Raw genomic sequence first — 14,867 nt, 5'->3', positions numbered from 1 at the left:
TATAAACTAAAAGTATAGGTTTTTGTTAAGACTTGGATATTACTTAGATTTCTCAGTAATATCCAACAAAGAACTAGATACTATTTAATATAATATCAACGACTTAGTGTTTATATAGATTGGTTTGGGTTTATTACTGAGAAGTATCAGTAATAAGCCCGCAATAATTCATTACAAAATATATCGCAAATACTTTGAAGCTACCTTCCGCTTAGCGCACCTCAATGTCATTAACTTACATGCCTATGCACTTGGATCAGGATTGTCATCCCCGTGGTGTTTTAATCGGGGATCCAGTGTATAAAGAACAATAGATCTTCGATCAGAAACTTCGAAGATGACGTTTACAAAGAGTTCCTGAGTAAACTACATAGGCATGTTAACTTAAGGATTTAGCACATACGTTTATAATTCATAGGATATTTACTTGTCTTGTTTCTACGGTCTTGTCGAACAAACTTACGATTGGGTCGAATCACACTTAAACTCTTTGATATTTTACTTATCAGTAGTTCGTATAACTCAAGCTCAGCTAGCTTCATTGTGAACCGAACAATATTGTCTTTAAGCTGATTTCTCGCAAAGGTGAAATTGATTTTATATTCATAGAGTCTCTTGTTTTTAGGCTTCTTTATTTTTCGTTTTGCATCATGGATTGCAGAAGCTGCAAGGTTTTTAGTCAATAGCTTAGCGTGTAAGTCTTGTAAAATACCTTCAACAGAAGCACTAGAGTAATTCTCAATATTGAGACGACTTTTCAATACTTTGTAATCTTCTTCAACTCCCCAACGTTGGTGATATAAATCAGCGAAAAGAGCAGTAGGATAATCTTTTAAGTCTGTTAATGATGAAACCAAAATCTCTGGCTCACCTGATGGCAGGTCAACTCGCACTAACCTTAAACGTAGTGATTCAGTCGATATTTTATCTTTTCTACATCATTGAAGAGACTTCTCAATACAAGGGAAATCGACGACATCACTATATTTCCCACTTGCTAAGAAGGCTTTAACAACATTCGAGCTTTTAACAATGCGCATGCAAAAATCAACATTCTTTAGCCTATGGTATTTATAAAACCAAACAGCAGGATAGCCTCTGTCATAAATTATTAAGTCACCTGCTTGGGTTTTATTTAAGTGCCTTAGTGCCATTTCACGCTCTTCTGTTGAATGGCTTTCACCCTGTAAGTCTAGGGTAATATTATTCTTAACATCATAAAGTTGAGAAAGACGAACATGAGGCATAGCGGCATGTGGACGATCTTTGCCAAAATGCTCAAGTAGTTCGTTAGAGAGTGGTAATTGTGTGACTGACCCATCAACAGCTAACAGCCTGAATTGAACCATTGAGCGCATTCAACATAAACTCATTAAACGAGGAAAAGTAAGGGTGCGATTTCGAGTGAAATCAGTAGATTTTTTCCGGTGATTTTCTAAAAATTCAGTTGAGTGAATTTTGTTGGTTAACTTTTGTACTATTTGAATTAAATACTGAACAGCTCATTGGTAATTTCTCTCTATTTTTAATTCATAGCTAGGTTATCAACTAGGTAACTTATTGTAAACGTGTAAATTAACCTTACTAGTACCAAGCCAGCAAGGCATCGTTTATTAATGCGCTAAGTGCTCGAGCAAATCAGTAAGTGGCGAATACCATTTATAAGGGATAAGTTCTTCGTCCGAGGCTTTAACCTCATTAGCATCCAAAGTTTCAAGTTTTACCTGGTCATTGCTGACTTTCAGTGCTGAAATACTTGTATCGTCACAGATAACAATGGATTGATTTTCTTCACGTCCTTGAATTAACATTGTTTGTCCTTATTTTGATTGCGTCATATAAAGATAGTACAAAAATCTTTATATGGGCAATTACTCAATAACATTTTCATTATGGTGTTATTCAGACTAAAAGCACTATATAGCGGACAACATGGTCCTGGGGGGCTAAACAAGCAACTATTATTCAACTTAAGAGTTGGTAACTACTCCGAGCAACTTTTAAATCAAAAAGATCTTGAGACTCAAGCGTTTATTTATGACTGCTATTTAACAAACCTTGCTAAGCGCACCAATAATTACATTACTGGCGCATTTACATGGCGATTAGCTTTGGCTTACCCGCACGTCTCTCACTGTATCTGTCGAGAAAAAAGTCACTTTTATCTCTGGTTAAATAAGTGAAACGCATCAACTCTTCCATAACATCAACAATTCGGTCTCTATAGGGTGAAGCTTTCATGATGTCATGGTCATCAAACTCGTTATAAGCTTTTGCCACAGAGGATTGATTGGGGATTGTTAACATTCTCATCCAACGGCCTAGAATCCTCATGTTGTTGATTGCGTTAAAACTTTGTGAGCCGCCAGTGACTTGCATAACCGCTAAGACTTTTCCTTGTGTTGGCCTGACTGCGCCCATTGACAAAGGGATCCAATCTACTTGGGTCTTCATTACACCGGACATATTGCCGTGTATCTCCGGTGACGACCAAACTTGTGCTTCGGACCATTGTACCAACTCTCTAAGCTCTATTACCTTAAGATGGTCAGCTGAGTCATTGTTATCAAATAATGGCAGTCCTTTAGGATTAAAGAACTTAACTTCAGCGCCCATTGCTGTCAAAATACGCCCTGCTTCTTCAGCGGTTAATCTACTATATGAAGTTGCGCGCAAAGAGCCATATAACATTAATACTCTTGGCTTATGCATACTGACTTTGTTAACGCTAGGCTTTAGCTTAAATTGTTCGTTTTGTAAGAAGTTCATAAAACTCTCTAGTTAGTTCATTTACCCATAAGACGCTTGGCCGTACAAAAAGACGAAAAATTAAGGTGAAATCGTAAATATAATAATGTTTATGTGTTTTTTTCGTCTTTTCAACTTGCTGTTCGTCTAATATAGAAACAGAGTTATATTGAATAGAGCTTCTCCGCTTGCAAGCCTAGTCGGAGTACTGGAGATGGTTAGTCCAATGAATATAGAAGATATATGGTTAGCATACCGAGCAGAGTTAAAGCGGTTCTTACATGCTAAGATCTCAAATGAAACGGATGTAGAAGATTTGTTGCAAGACATTTTGATAAAAATATATAACAAGCTGAGTGCAGTAAAAACACAAAAAAGCGTTAAGTCTTGGTTGTTTCAAATAGCCAATAATACCATCATTGATTACTATCGGAAGAAAGGCCGTGCTCAAGAAAATAAGCTCGAGGGCCACTGGCCCCTAGAAGAATCTCAAGAGAGCAATATTGACTTATTAAACTGTATCTCACCCTTTATTAATGCCCTGCCAGATGAGCATGCAAACTTACTTATCGCTATTGATATGAATAATCAATCACAAAAAGAATATGCTGAGCAATTAGGGGTAAGTTATTCAACACTTAAATCCCGTGTACAAAAAAGTCGCGGCTTACTTAAAAAGGTATTTGACGATTGTTGCCATTTTAAAATTGATAAAATCGGTAATGTTTATGATTATGAAGTGAAGACCAAGAGATAATAGGGTTGTGCCTAATTACTATTATCCTCGGTTTGTGATGGTTAAGGTGTTGAATGTAATAACACCTTCACTTTCACCTTCATTCACCATCACAATAAATAGCTTAGGTAAACTGAGCCTACCTCAATAAGGTAATCAAATCATTAGGCATTGGTGCTTCAATGGTTAGTCGATCACCTTTTGGTCGAGTAATGGTTAAGCGTTGTGCATGAAGTCCCATACGAGCTCCGTCATTACCATAACGCGGATCACCGACGATGGGATAACCTAACCAAGATAAATGCGCACGTATTTGATGTTGACGACCAGTATCAAGTTTAACTTCCAATAAAGAGCGCTGATTAACACTGCGTACTGTACTAAAATGAGTAATGGCATTTTTAGCGTCTTCATGGGCGCCAACATGCATCTTATATTGCTTGTCGTCTAGGCGAAGCGGTTGGTTTATCGTACCGCTCTTAGGCTCTGGCACACCTTCTACCACGGCCAGGTACACTTTATCGGCTTCGGCCCACTTGGCATTAATAGCCTCGCGCATTTCCCGTGAAGTAGCAAACATCAATACGCCGGAGGTATCTCGGTCGAGTCGGTGTACAGGCCACAATTTAACTGCCTTCTTCGCCTTTGATAGCTGATTACGTAAAATTGCCAGTGCAGTCACTTTATTCTCCTGCGCCGTGGCAACAGACAATAAACCCGCTGGTTTATTAATGACAATGAGATCATGGTCACTAAACAGTATTTCTAATTTTGCACTAGCAGACTTAGTTTTACTGGCGTCAAAACGTTTACCTTGTGCCAATACCTCAACATCATCACCGGCATTCAGTGGATGATCATGTTTAACAACAGACTCACCATTTACTAGCACGCAACCTAGTTGCAGGCGCTGTTTAATCTTCTTTTTAGACCAACCTTGCAACTTGGCATTTAGAAAAATCAACAGGCTGCCGGCCTCGCTTACTCGTAATTTGTCTGACATTAAGGGTATATCCTCATAACAATTCTGCTATTAACCGGGAATAATCGCACGGTTAGCACTATTTACAATATTGGCAGGCAGTGTACCTCTGAATAGGGCGACTAGCTAGATTACTAACCGCTTTGGCGTTTTTTATTTTATCCATTGCTGTTAATATGTGGCTTTCATAAAAGTTCGAGCAAACACCGCCTCTTTAGCGAAGCTGTAATGAGATACCAAACGGATTAATAAATTAGTCCGATTGGTATAAGTGTTTTGGTCGACAACAGTATTAAAGGGTTAAACCGTGGACGCTTTTACCGCCAAGCAAACCGAACACACCGAGGGTCGATCTCATCCTTGGACGTCGATGACAACAGACCAAACCAGTATTTATATGGATTTTAAGAAAAATCCTAAATTGATACGTAGTTCACTGGAAGATTTTCAGCCCTTTAATCATTGGCCTTTTGCCGATACTTTCTATTCGTTGGTAGAATGGCTCAATAGCCCATCGTCATTACTAGAAAGTAATGACTGCACCTTTAACGCCGCAGAAAAAAATCCCGATGAGCAATATCCCTATGCAATAAAATGCAGTGCCCGGTTAATGATACTGTTCCGCGATATTGAAGAAAACTGTCAGCAGCGCAGCATCGACTGGTTAATGAAAAATATCCTGCAAAACGTTAGCAGTACCAAACTAGGCTTTCGTGCTGGCGCCATTTGTTTATCTCAATCGGCCACTTGTTATCTTGCGCTTGGCGATAAAGAAGATACCGGCGGCATGGGCCAGCAAGTGGTACTGACCTTTTTTGCCTACGGAAAAAACCAACGTCGTTGCTATGAAAACATGCAGCAAGTGATCAGCCATGCACACCAGTGTTTAAAAACAGTGAATAAAAAACTTAAAAATGGCGAGTTGGATGATATTTATCGTTAAAAAAACAGCGAACGATAGGTATTATAATGGTAACCGATGATGGTAATAATAAAGTGATATCGTCTGATAAAGTAGCAAATAAACAGCTGTACACATATACTGAAAAGTTACGCGTTGCGCATTGAGAGTTATGCGTTACGTGCTAAGCTATTGTTAATTTGATAGATATAGTTTATATGGTCCATTTTTACACCCTCGTATCGAATAGGCGAATATTGCTACCCGCCCCATGAAGACTTGATAAAAACCTTAACAAATATAAGTCATACTAGAAAATCCTGTAGTGAATTCTACAGGATTTTCTATTTTCTAAAAACAGACTTGCATAGCAGCAATAAAAGCTAACATGCCTATCTAGTTTACTCAGCAACTCGTTGTAAACGTCATCCCCGATTAAAACACTTCGGGGATGACGATCTTATGCACTTGGCTTAGGCATGAAAGCTAATGATATTCACTCTGAATATTAAAAAATCATGCAGCTACAGGTTTACCTAAGCTCTGACAAACTTCGCATTAAATTCCCGGCTTCATCTAAGACGAAAGAATGACTGTTCAGATGAAAGTTTTCATTGTATGTTACTTAGGTAACAAAAATTTGCGCTTTATTACCTAAAAGCAATAATTAATAACAAATAAAATCAAAGTAGTAGTGTTACCGCATAGCTAATTTAATAATTATGGAATTTACAATATGAAAAGACGCTTTAATTACAGTACTATCGCTTTATCTGTTTGCTTATCACTAGCCAGCACTTCAAGTTTTTCCGCAGAAACAAAGAGCTCTGACAGCGCTAAATACTCCGACATTGAGCGAATTATCAGTATAGGCACACGAATATCTAACCGAACTGTTGCTGATAGCCCTTCACCCATTGATATTATCTCGTCAGAAGCAATTAAAAACTCAGGTGCAACCAGTATACCTGATATGTTACGAAAACTAGCGCCCTCCTTTAACATGAATAATACTACTACCTCAGATGGCCAAGATTTAATGCGTCCGGCAACATTACGTAGTTTAGGTCCAGATCAAGTCTTAGTACTAATCAATGGTAAACGTCGCCATCAACAAGCGGTCGTTGCCGTACAAGAAAATGTTGGTCGAGGAAGTGCGGGTACTGATTTAAGCTCAATCCCAATGACCGCTATTTCACATATTGAAATACTACGCGATGGTGCTGCTGCCCAATATGGCTCTGACGCAATTGCGGGTGTTATTAATATCGTTTTAAAAGGCGATGAAGGCGGCACTGTTTGGGCACAATATGGTCAAACTAGTGAAGGTGATGGCGAATCAACTGAATTTGGTGGTAATTATGGTTTAGCCCTTGGTACTAAAGGTATGTTAAACCTAACCTTCGAATATTCAGATAGTGGTGAGATAAATAGAGCAACACCTACAGATTGGTTTGGCTCTATTGATGAACCGCGCCAACTGTTACTTGTTGGTGAAGCCGCCACTGAAATGACCAGTCTTTGGGCTAACTTTTCTTATGATATAGGTGAGAGTAGTGAGTTCTATGCATTTGGTGGCTATACCACCAAAGAGGGTGAATCATTAGGTTTTTATCGCCCCGCTGCGGATGACCGTGTATGGAGCGCGTTATTTCCACAAGGCATTACCCCAAGACTTGGCTCAAAATCAGAAGATTTTTCTTTAGCCGCTGGTTTTAAAACACAAATCGGTAAATGGGACTTTGATGCTAGCCTAGTAACGGGTGAAAATAGGTTTGAATTCAGTAATTTAGACTCTTTAAACGCCAGTTATGGCCCAGACAGCCCAACATCCGCTTATGATGGCGCGCTAGTTTACAGTCAAACTACCTTTAATGTTGATGCGGTAACAGAAGTAGATTTAGGTTTTTATTATGATACCTCTATTGCTTTTGGTTTTGAATATCGCATTGATGGTTTCGCCCAAGAAGCGGGTGATATGGTCACCTATGCTCGTGGAGATACTTTATGTGCGGAGTCGGTCAACCCAATGGGTGATCCAGCCATGACAAATTGTACTGGCGATGACATTACCGTTCCTGGCATGCAAGGTTTCCAAGGATATAGCCCCGCAATGGAGATAGATACCGACAGAGATAGCTTTGCTTTCTATTTTGATACCGAAACATCAGTGACCGAAGATTGGTTAATTACGGGTGCGGTTCGTTATGAAAACTACGATGATTTTGGTAGTACGGTTATTGGTAAGCTATCAACCAATTTAAGTTTGACCGATAGTTTAGCCATAAGGGCTTCTGCCTCTACGGGTTATAGAGCGCCTGGCATGCAGCAAGCTAATTTCACCCAACGTTCGATTTCTTTAGATAATGGTGAACTTGCTGATTTAGTGACTTTACGCCCGAATGAAGCACTAGCAGGTGAACTCGGCTTTAGTGACTTACAAGAAGAAAACTCAACCAATATATCTTTTGGTGTGATTTATAATGCCGGTAATTACTCTTCAACACTTGATATTTACCAAATCAATATTGATGATCGTATTGTTTACTCTGGTAATATTTCCCGTGGTATTAATGCTGACATCGATGCGTTTTTTGACCGCCATTCTGGTGCAAACCAGGCTTTAGACGGAGTGAAAAATGTTTCCATTTTCACTAATGCTATTGATACTGAAACCTTTGGTCTTGATTGGGTTAACCAATATACACAAACGCTAAGTAATATGGATGTAGTCTATGAGCTTTCTTATCACCATAATAATACCCAAGTAAGTAACATCAACACCTCTTCTGCTATGGTGCCTGATGAAATTATTTTCAATCATGCCCAAGAATTGTTAGTGGAGAAAGCACAACCACAAGACAAAGCGGCCTTATCAGCCATGTTTGATATGGATAACTGGTCGGTAACAGCCCGAATGACCTATTATGGTGAAGTTACTTCAGCATCTTATGGCACAGAAGAAACGACATGGGGTGCAAAAAGTTTATTTGATGTTACCGCGCAATGGCATGTCACCGATAACGTCAGCATCAGCGGCGGTATCTTAAACTTAACCGATGAGTACCCTGATGAATGGGGCGATAACGGCGGAATTTTCCCTCAAATTGGTTTTAAATATGGCTGGACAAGTTTCCCCTTCTCTCTTTCCGGACGGGAATATTATATGAGAGCCTCGTATAACTTCTAATCAAGTAATCTTTAGCTGATAAATAGTCCAATAACGATTAAGTTTTTTGGCGGTATTTATAAAAAAAGCACCAGTTTTTAGCTGGTGCTTTTTATTAGAGCTAACATTTTACCCAATTCAAAGCAGATATAAGCTGAATGCTCTGACACTGCGATAAAACTTCGTCAGTCTAATCTTTATTAACGAAGGTGATTTTATGCGAATACATCTGCAAAAAATAATGAATACGGTTAGAACGTCTTTTCGATAACATCACTCTGATATTGCCAGCAAGCAATGCCTCACTGCGCTTGACCTTAATTAATGGCACAAAAGGTTTATTATCAATGCTGATGGTAGTCATATGATTACATACAGCTTTTATTCTCGCTTGTTCGATATCCAATGAGCCAATCCTAATATAAGTTATGTGCGCATATCATAGCGGGCAAAAAAACTATAAATGCTATAAGTTGTGCTAAAAATGTGTTCAATTGTTTTTAGTTACCAAATAGAGCATATCCATAACGATACGTTAACAAGCTATTTACACCAGACTTTACCACCGATCATTTTAAAAGCGGGCGTGCCTCGAATTAAACATTCTCGGGCAAATACTTTATCGCATTGCGGGCAGGTACAAGGGATATCGGTAAAATCTTTACTGATACGTTCTTTAAAACATTTGAGTAAAGCACCCTTACCGGCTTTCCTATATTTGAATAGGAGAAAGTTACAGCCCTTGCAATAGATATCGACTGTTTTACTTGGACCTTTTTTATTGGGTTTTGCCATAAAGTATTATCTTCAGTCTAGTTTTGGTATAGCAAAGCTTTAAACTCATCCTAAATAGATTCTTGCTAAGGCCGATTGTATAGGCTACTTCTTATCTATATTTAGTGCTGCTAGGTTATTAGCAATATCTTGCGCGGCAGACTTGGGGGTAATATCGTCATCTATTTTTAAAATCTTGCCTTCTTTAGAAATATAAAATGTTACCCGACTAGCCACCCTAAACATATTTAGCACTTGATAGGCTTTTGCGGTGGCTTTAGTGGGATCACTTAGCATAGGAAAATCAGCACCCGTTTTCTCGGCAAAGGCGCGATTGTCATCAATAGGGTCAACACTTGCCATGACATAGCTGACATCATATTCACGAATAAGATGGCCTTGCTCAGTTAACGATTTACATTCAATAGTACAGCCTCGTGTGTTTGCCATGGGATACCAAGCCAAGACTACGGCTTGTTTACCTTGATAATCACTCAGTTGGTAAAAGCCACCTGTGGTTGCTTGTAAGTTAAAGTTTGGCGCGCTATCGCCAACCTTTAGATCGGAGGCAAAAGCTGAGCAGCCGACAAAAGTCACTAGGCTACAAAGTAAACGTATAGATTTTTTGATATTTCTTTTCATATTAGTACTCAATATTGAGGGGAAAGGTAAGTAAGCTTTTCTGACATTGTATGGGGTTAATACCGTGATTAACAGAGCTTAACCTACCTTCTTAAAAAGATGACGGTAATAAAAGCCCTGGACAAAATCACAGTTAAGCTGTTGGGCAAGCTTTAAATCCTCTGCGGTCTCTACCCCTTCTAGTATTATTTTTTTATTTGTACTGTGAGCGTAATCGATAATCGATTTAACCAGTAACATAAAGTTACGATTCTTTTTGTTTTTTATGACGAACTTATCAAGTTTGATGTAATCAACCAGTTGAATAACAGAGGTGGATATCATGGATTGCGGATTACAAACATCATCTATCGCGGTAGCAATATTGTTTTGAGCTAGGTCATCGATCATGGCCAAACTCATAATGGCATCATTAAGTTCCGAGTTTTCTATTAACTCGACCACAACCTTAGACTTTTGGAATTCTTTAAACAACTTAAGAAAGGGATTTTTTTGACCAATGACACCACAGGAAAAGTAAGAGTCTTGATCTAAATTTACAAAAATATCATGGCCATTGACGGCATAAGATAATTGTAATTTCTTTTGTTGGTATTCAATTTGAAACAAACTTAATGGGCTACTGTGCAGCGATTCGAAAACAAGGTCAGGCCGAATTGAATCGTTATTGGCAGTGTAGAATCTTGCGAGGGATTCATAAGCAAAAATCTCTTGGTTTTTACAACTAATTATTGGTTGGTATTCAACGCCAAAGCGCCTGTTTTCCAAGAGATCAATTAAACACTCTGCGTTGAGTAATTTCTTATCTTTCATTAACTACAGCTGATAATTACTTAGTCAGCAATTCCTACAACATATATGGAAACATAACTGTAAATAAGAATGATTATCATGTAAAGAAGTGTTTCGCAAATCGTGCTTGATTGCCATTAATTTGCGCAATATGGCTAAAATAGCAGTAATACTCGTGCCTCAATAAATAAAACTAAGCTCATCATGTCTTTATTCGGGCAACTTTATGACCATGTTTTCCTGCATTTATCTCGCTCACCTGCAATTTAATTACTTACTATAACGACTAATAATAGTGGCTAATATTACCGGTGCTATGGCATTTTATTATCCTTTTGGCTGAGCTAGGTATTGCTGAGCCATGATAAATAATAACTCTAGCCACCTAGCTTAATCATTAAGTCCTGCTTGCTAATTTTCAACTAGCGCAGATAAAAAATCTCTTATCAAAATAAACTAACTTACCGATAATTAATTTATGCTCTGATTATTAAGTAGCGCTAATCATAGTAAACATTCACCTACAGAAAGGTTACGGGGTTATCAGGGTTGTCGATATTATTACTACATAGGGTTACTGGGGTTGTTTGTATGGGTTTGGTGGGGTTAGAGGGGTTATCAACCTATTGCAAGTATGAGTTATCAGAGTTACTATGATTAATGGATTTTTTTACTGTTGTTGGGAGTTCAAAATGAAGTATGCTGTGGTGTTTACTCAAGCTGAAAAAAGCACAGATTATCAGGTGTCAGTACCTGATCTTCCTGGCTGTCAAATTACCGAGAAGACCATTGATTTAGGCATGGAAGAAGTGACAAAAGCAATACAATCACATCTGGCTATTTTGGCGGAATACGGGGAAAAGATCCCAAATGCACAAGGCTTAGAGCAACATAGAAAAAACCATATTCTAGCAAATCCACATACTTTTGCCCACGCTTTTTGGGCGATAGTCAGTATTGATATTACCCCCTACCTTGGTAAGAGCCATAAAATAAATGTTACCCTACCTGAATTACTTATTGCTCAAATAGATGACAAAGTAAGTAAGTCATCGGATTACAAAACTCGCTCAGGATTTATTGCCAGTGCTTGCTTTGCTGAATTACAAAAATAGTTCTGCCAATCAGTAAGCAAAAATTTATGTTACTAAGGGTGCTAAATTAATTTTCTGAGCCGCAAGGTGAATTTTATCATGAAAAGTGATTGCTTTACCTTGGCTATCAAGATCGCTATAGAAATCAAACTGGGCAATTTTTGGCATAGGTAATAATTGTTCTAGCTCGCTGATATTTTCTGACAAATTATTCATTGGCTCACTTGCCGCACAATTGGCAATCCAAGCTATACAATGTAGACCATCTGCTTTTATCGTTTCATACGTTAATAAGGCATGATTTAAACAGCCCAACTTCATATTAACAATGAGAATAACGTCAAGCTCTGCCACTTTAACAAAGTCTGACAAAAATTGGTAAGCCGGTTTTATCTTATCCGCATTACTTTCAGTATTTATCTCAGTGTGAGTATTGGCATTTACCGAATTGGCTATAAGTGGTAAAGGTCCAAGGGGTAATCGCCAACCGCCCGCCCCTTCCACTAAAATAACATCGGCATTAAGTGATTTTACTTGTTGATAATGATCATTTATTTGTGCAACGCTAAGTCGTTTGTTTTGTATTTTTGCCGCTATGTGTGGCGCAATCGCTTGCTCAAAGGCAATTGGATTGATATCAGCAATACTTTGCTGGCAATTAGCAAATTCACTGAGTCGCTTAGCATCTTCATTTATTAACTGGCCATCGACTAATTCACAACCGGCGGCAATGGGTTTAAAGGCGGCAACGCTTAAGGTTTTATTGGTGGAGTGATTGTTATGGTGAGTTAAAGGCTGAGTGAAGGCCTTAATTAAAGCGCAACTGACAAACGTTTTACCGGCATCAGTATCTGTGGCGGTGATAAAAAATTGTTTCATAAAAATTGCTTAAATAGGCTTTCTATACGGAGATGATAGCTTGGCGGATATTTTGCTCATTATTTTTTTCATGGTAACACCTTAGTGTTTATTAATACTAAGGTGAATAGTAGAAGAATTTAACTTATTATTGTTAGTGTTATTGTTAGTGTTAGTTATTTAACTTAACAACCAAACCAGAAAACAAACGATACGTGGCGGGGTAAATACCGCTGGGTTCAAGAAAATCTTTATAATGCTCGGTCATTTTAAACCACTTATCTTTACCTGATAGACCTCTATTTTTTTTCTGCGCCAGGTGATTAGCCCCTAAACCTTTTAACTCACGCGCTAAATGAATAACATTTTGATATTCTAAAATAATATCTTGGCATTTTTGCTCGACCAATTTACCGTTATCATTATTGAATAAAGTATTTAGCTCAGTGACGGTTTTAAAATCAATGACGTGTTGATCATCATCCACTTGTCGCCAAGAAGATTTTAATTCATGTAAGGTGCCATCCACTAAGGTGGTGAAGATAAGTAAACCGCCGGGTTTTAATACTCTTAACATTTCCGTAATGGCTTCATCGAGTGGCTCGAACCATTGAATCACTAAATTTGAGTAAATAAAATCGATACTATTATCTTTAAGCGGAATGTCATGGGCATCAGCTTCAAGCCATATTATTTTTTTATTACGATGTTCTTTGGCAAAATTGAGCATCTTAGTTGAAATGTCTAAACCAATAACTTGCTCATAAGACCCAGCTAACAAGTCGGTAAAAAAACCTGTGCCTGAGCCTAAATCTAACACGGTTAGATCATGGCGATTAGGTAACCAAGGCATAAGATGTTTACCGGAAAAGCGTTGTAACCTTGCCGATACATCATAGGATTTACTGGCAGAGCCAAAACTTTTGGCAATCTTTACTCGGTCTGCATTTGTTTGTTCTGTTTGAACCATTAAGCGATAGCCTTATTAATACATTCTGCTAAATACTTGATATCTTTGGTATTATGATTGGCGCAAATGGTAACACGTAACCTAGAACTGTTGACTGCCACCGTGGGTGGACGAATTGCGGTTAACCAAATACCCTGACTTTTGAGTTTTTCACTGACCATAAGCGCTTTTTTTTCATCGCCAATTATTATGGCATGAATTGAAGATTGTGTGGTGACTAACTCAATATTGTCTGCCAGTAAGGCACCAAATAATGCACTTAGTTCACTAATTTTTTCTCGACGCCAATGCTCCGCTTGGATAAGCGCAATACTTTTTTTTGTTGCCCAAGCGATAGCGGGTGACATTGCTGTCGAGTAAATGTAGTGCCTAGAGAAATTGACCAAGTACTCATGTAAATTTTCATCACAGGCTAAAAAGGCGCCACTCGTTGCCACGGCCTTGCCAAACGTGGCCATGGTAATATCAATATTAGCAAAGCTATTACTGCCCTGACCTTTATTACCAATGACACCAATACTGTGGGCATCATCTAAATAAAGCCAAGCATGGTGCGATTTTGCTAGCTGAGCAAGTTGCAATACTTTCGCTTGGCAACCATCCATACTAAACACCCCTTCTGAGGCAATCAGTTTATTGCTACTAGCCAGTGCACTGTGGTCAGTACGTGTGAGTAGTCGAGCAAGTTGGTCAATATCATTATGGTTAAAGCGTTTTACTTTTGCTTTGCTTTGATAAGCACCATCGATCATTGACGCGTGACTTAGCTTATCCAGATAAAAGTGGCTGTGCTCATTTTTACCTAAGGCATGAAATAGTGCTAAGTTAGCGCTAAAACCACTGGTAAAAAGCAAGCACTTTGGTTTATTTAACCACTGACAAATATCCTCTTCTAATGCTTGATGAGCATAATGATAGCCAGTGACCAAACTTGAGCTGCTTGCACAAGTACCAAACTTATCTACGCCTTCTTGTAGCGCTTTATTTATTTGCGCATGACCGTTTAGGCCTAAATAATCATTGGAAGAAAAATTTAAGTAAGACTTGCCTTTAATAACGATTTCATTGCCTTGGCTAGCCATACTATTGCAAACCAATTGACGATAGCGAAACTTTGTTTTTTGCTCTTCAACGTCGGTGCGAATAAAATCAAAGGTCATAAATGAATGTTTTCCTGAAAGGATAAATTCAACAATGAGCT

General features: G+C 38.4%; 16 protein-coding genes. 4 read left to right on the top strand and 12 right to left on the bottom strand.

All coding sequences use genetic code 11. From position 1 onward, the window contains the following. Positions 1–392: 392 nt before the first annotated feature. From MTCD1_RS21755 to arsH, 4 genes are all read right to left on the bottom strand, one after another. Complete coding sequence (locus tag MTCD1_RS21755) at positions 393–857, bottom strand: transposase (RefSeq protein ID WP_235013366.1); 465 nt, start codon at positions 855–857, stop codon at positions 393–395. An 81-nt stretch (positions 858–938) separates the two neighbouring features. After that, positions 939–1,358, bottom strand: a complete 420-nt coding sequence (locus tag MTCD1_RS21750; protein WP_231733021.1) for a hypothetical protein — start codon at positions 1,356–1,358, stop codon at positions 939–941. Positions 1,359–1,613: 255 nt separating this feature from the next. Continuing rightward, positions 1,614–1,811 (bottom strand): carbon storage regulator, encoded by a 198-nt coding sequence (locus MTCD1_RS10195; protein WP_057180986.1) that lies wholly within the window; start codon positions 1,809–1,811, stop codon positions 1,614–1,616. A 283-nt stretch (positions 1,812–2,094) separates the two neighbouring features. After that, a complete protein-coding gene (arsH, locus tag MTCD1_RS10190; protein ID WP_057180987.1) occupies positions 2,095–2,769 on the bottom strand; it encodes an arsenical resistance protein ArsH in 675 nt (224 codons plus the stop codon). 205 nt (positions 2,770–2,974) lie between these two features. On the opposite strand from arsH, the gene sigZ reads away from it, so the two are divergent. Then, a complete protein-coding gene (gene sigZ, locus MTCD1_RS10185) occupies positions 2,975–3,505 on the top strand; it encodes an RNA polymerase sigma factor SigZ (protein WP_057181044.1) in 531 nt (176 codons plus the stop codon). A gap of 118 nt (positions 3,506–3,623) precedes the next feature. Here sigZ and MTCD1_RS10180 read toward each other — a convergent pair whose 3' ends face one another. Next, positions 3,624–4,487 carry an RluA family pseudouridine synthase gene (locus MTCD1_RS10180; RefSeq protein WP_057180988.1) on the bottom strand — a complete coding sequence of 288 codons (864 nt, stop codon included), beginning with the start codon at positions 4,485–4,487 and terminating at the stop codon, positions 3,624–3,626. Between the two features lie 286 nt (positions 4,488–4,773). On the opposite strand from MTCD1_RS10180, the gene MTCD1_RS10175 reads away from it, so the two are divergent. Then, positions 4,774–5,409 carry a hypothetical protein gene (locus MTCD1_RS10175; RefSeq protein ID WP_057180989.1) on the top strand — a complete coding sequence of 212 codons (636 nt, stop codon included), beginning with the start codon at positions 4,774–4,776 and terminating at the stop codon, positions 5,407–5,409. A 694-nt stretch (positions 5,410–6,103) separates the two neighbouring features. Next, positions 6,104–8,557, top strand: a complete 2,454-nt coding sequence (locus tag MTCD1_RS10170; protein WP_057180990.1) for a TonB-dependent receptor plug domain-containing protein — start codon at positions 6,104–6,106, stop codon at positions 8,555–8,557. 169 nt (positions 8,558–8,726) lie between these two features. Here the strand turns inward: MTCD1_RS10170 and MTCD1_RS10165 are convergent, their stop codons facing one another. From MTCD1_RS10165 to MTCD1_RS10150, 4 genes are all read right to left on the bottom strand, one after another. Beyond that, positions 8,727–8,900: a hypothetical protein gene (locus MTCD1_RS10165; RefSeq protein WP_231733022.1), complete on the bottom strand. Its 174-nt coding sequence runs from the start codon at positions 8,898–8,900 to the stop codon at positions 8,727–8,729. A gap of 179 nt (positions 8,901–9,079) precedes the next feature. Next, entirely contained in the window at positions 9,080–9,331 is a 252-nt protein-coding gene (locus MTCD1_RS10160; RefSeq protein ID WP_057180992.1) for a hypothetical protein, read from the bottom strand. Positions 9,332–9,415: 84 nt separating this feature from the next. Beyond that, positions 9,416–9,952, bottom strand: coding sequence for a peroxiredoxin family protein (locus MTCD1_RS10155; protein ID WP_057180993.1), 537 nt, complete (start codon positions 9,950–9,952; stop codon positions 9,416–9,418). A 78-nt stretch (positions 9,953–10,030) separates the two neighbouring features. Then, entirely contained in the window at positions 10,031–10,765 is a 735-nt protein-coding gene (locus MTCD1_RS10150) for an EAL domain-containing protein (RefSeq protein ID WP_057180994.1), read from the bottom strand. Positions 10,766–11,436: 671 nt separating this feature from the next. Between MTCD1_RS10150 and MTCD1_RS10145 the strand changes: the two genes are divergently transcribed. Beyond that, the gene (locus tag MTCD1_RS10145; protein WP_057180995.1) at positions 11,437–11,859 is read left to right on the top strand and encodes a type II toxin-antitoxin system HicB family antitoxin; all 423 of its coding nucleotides are present in this window, start codon (positions 11,437–11,439) and stop codon (positions 11,857–11,859) included. A 24-nt stretch (positions 11,860–11,883) separates the two neighbouring features. Here the strand turns inward: MTCD1_RS10145 and bioD are convergent, their stop codons facing one another. The 3 genes from bioD to MTCD1_RS10130 form a co-directional block, all read right to left on the bottom strand. After that, positions 11,884–12,717, bottom strand: a complete 834-nt coding sequence (gene bioD / locus MTCD1_RS10140; RefSeq protein WP_057180996.1) for a dethiobiotin synthase — start codon at positions 12,715–12,717, stop codon at positions 11,884–11,886. A gap of 151 nt (positions 12,718–12,868) precedes the next feature. Beyond that, positions 12,869–13,666, bottom strand: a complete 798-nt coding sequence (gene bioC / locus MTCD1_RS10135; RefSeq protein ID WP_057180997.1) for a malonyl-ACP O-methyltransferase BioC — start codon at positions 13,664–13,666, stop codon at positions 12,869–12,871. After that, positions 13,666–14,826 carry an aminotransferase class I/II-fold pyridoxal phosphate-dependent enzyme gene (locus tag MTCD1_RS10130; protein ID WP_057180998.1) on the bottom strand — a complete coding sequence of 387 codons (1,161 nt, stop codon included), beginning with the start codon at positions 14,824–14,826 and terminating at the stop codon, positions 13,666–13,668. Before MTCD1_RS10130 ends, bioC begins: the two co-directional genes overlap by 1 nt. Positions 14,827–14,867: the final 41 nt, after the last annotated feature.

This window comes from Colwellia marinimaniae (assembly GCF_002207865.1).
Lineage (GTDB): Bacteria > Pseudomonadota > Gammaproteobacteria > Enterobacterales > Alteromonadaceae > Colwellia > Colwellia marinimaniae.
Note: the sequence above shows the minus strand (reverse complement) of the source record. Positions and strands in the feature narration are given on the sequence as shown.